This is a genomic window from Gemella sp. GH3 (assembly GCF_013415425.1).
Lineage (GTDB): Bacteria > Bacillota > Bacilli > Staphylococcales > Gemellaceae > Gemelliphila.
Genome location: NZ_JACBYC010000066.1, coordinates 1 through 2,154, shown reverse-complemented (window position 1 = coordinate 2,154; position 2,154 = coordinate 1). Strand labels below are relative to the sequence as shown.

Below are 2,154 nucleotides of genomic sequence, written 5' to 3'. Positions count from 1 at the left end.
ACAGATATTAATGTTATTAATAACTTAAAAGAAAAATCTTTTGATGAAAATCAAGATCCGTATAAAATAGCGAATAATTGGATAGAATATTACTATGCTTTTGATTTATCTGATAGCAAAAATAAAGAAGATATAGAAAAAAATATTCTAGATACTGTACAGGATTTTAATAAACAAAATAATGAAAATAGTGAAAATAATAGAACAGAGATGTTCGTTATGGGTTCTAATAAGGCAGAAGGAGTTGCTTATATATTTGGATTTATAGCTTCATTCTTATTTATAGGAATATTTATAAGCTTAATATTTGTAGTTTCTCAAGTAATGATAATGTATTACAAACAAATTTCTGAAGGATACGAAGATAGAGAAAAATTTGATATTATGCAAAAGGTAGGCCTAGATGAAGTTGATATAAAAAAATCAATTCGTTCACAAATTTTGATGATTTTCTTCTCTCCTCTGGTAGTGGCTATTATACACGTAACTGTAGCTTATCCATTTATAGAAAAATTATTAAAACTATTTGAACTGCCTGATAATGGGATTTTCATAACTACGATGATAGGAACATTTGTAATCTTCGCTTTATTTTATATTGTAGTCTACACTATAACTTCTAAAATTTATTATAATATAATAAAATTGAGAAATTAATTTTGTAAATACAAATAAAAAGATGGTTGTTTTTAACCATCTTTTTTATTAATTTTATATTCAACAACATAATAGATAAATTAATACCCGTATTTCTTTTTGTTTGTAGTGTAGAAATATAGTGAAACAATTATAGCGAAAAATTCGGCAGTAGGTAAAGCTAACCATATACCTATTTCTCCAAATAACGTAGGTAATAAAATAATAGATAATACTAAGAATATCAATGATCTAAAAAATGATATTATTAATGATACTCGTCCATTAGAAAATGCAGTAAACATTGCAGATACAAAAATACTGACTCCTTCTAATATAAATGCTAATGCAAAAATATAAAATCCTGAAATTGTGATATTATATACTTCACTACCCTTTTCTGTAAAAACTTGTAGAACATAAGAAATTGATGATATAGCGATAAAGTATATTACGATTCCACTTATTATAACAAATTTCAAACTAGAATTAATTATATATTTTAGTTGTTTTTTGTCACGACTACCGTATTTAAAGCTAATGATAGGAGCTACTCCCAGCGAATAACCGAAAAATATTGCAGATAATACAAATTGAAAATACATAATAATAGCTATTGAAGCTACCCCATTATCAGCAAAAAACTTCATAAACATCATATTAAATAAAAATGTTGATATAGCATTAGCTATATTAGTTAACATTTCCGAAGAGCCATTGAAACTAGCTTGATACAAAACTTTTTTTATAAATATAGGTTTTACAAAAAACAATCCTTTTTTATTAAGAAAGAAAAATAAAAATCCTATTAATGCAGGAATAGAATATCCTATTATAGTTGCGTATGCAGCTCCAGCTATCCCCATATTTAAATTTACAATAAAATAATAATCAAGAATAACATTAGTAAATCCTGCAATAATAGTAGAAATTAAAGCTATATTTGGCTTTGAAGCAGTTGCCAAAAATATAGAAAATAATACTTGTAAAAATAATATAGGAGCTAATAATAAAAATACTTTTAAATATTTTATAGCGTGATAAATTTGAGCCTCACTAGCTCCGAGTAATATAACTATATCTTTAGTAAAAAATATACCTAATATAACAAAAATTAGACTTATTAATAAAGTTACTGCTGTTAACATTGAAAAATTTTGTCTAGCACTATCGTCCTTCCCTTCTCCTAATTGAAAAGCAACAATAGCACTGCCTCCTGTTGCTAGCATTAAACCTAGCGCTAACATAACAGAAATTACAGGCATAACGATATTTGTAGCCCCTAAAGCATCTGTTCCGATAAGTCTAGACACAAAAACTCCATCAACTATTGTGTATAATGCAAGGAATATTTGCATAGCTACAACAGGTATTGTAGATTTTAATAATGTATAAATATTGAATTTTTGATTAAAATTACTCAAATGTTTCTCCTAAAAATATTTAATTAAATTTTTTGTCATTAATACATATATAATAAAAATTAATTTTTTGAAAATAAAATATTTTATTTTTTGT

At 25.2% G+C, this 2,154-nt stretch carries 1 protein-coding gene and 1 pseudogene; one reads left to right on the top strand and one right to left on the bottom strand.

Features of this window, described 5'->3' with window-relative positions; translation table 11 throughout:
- Window positions 1–657, top strand: a pseudogene (locus HZY83_RS01645) (hypothetical protein); the annotation flags it as partial.
- 80 nt (window positions 658–737) lie between these two features.
- Here HZY83_RS01645 and HZY83_RS01640 read toward each other — a convergent pair.
- Entirely contained in the window at window positions 738–2,060 is a 1,323-nt protein-coding gene (locus HZY83_RS01640; RefSeq protein WP_218925302.1) for an MATE family efflux transporter, read from the bottom strand.
- Window positions 2,061–2,154 lie beyond the last annotated feature (94 nt).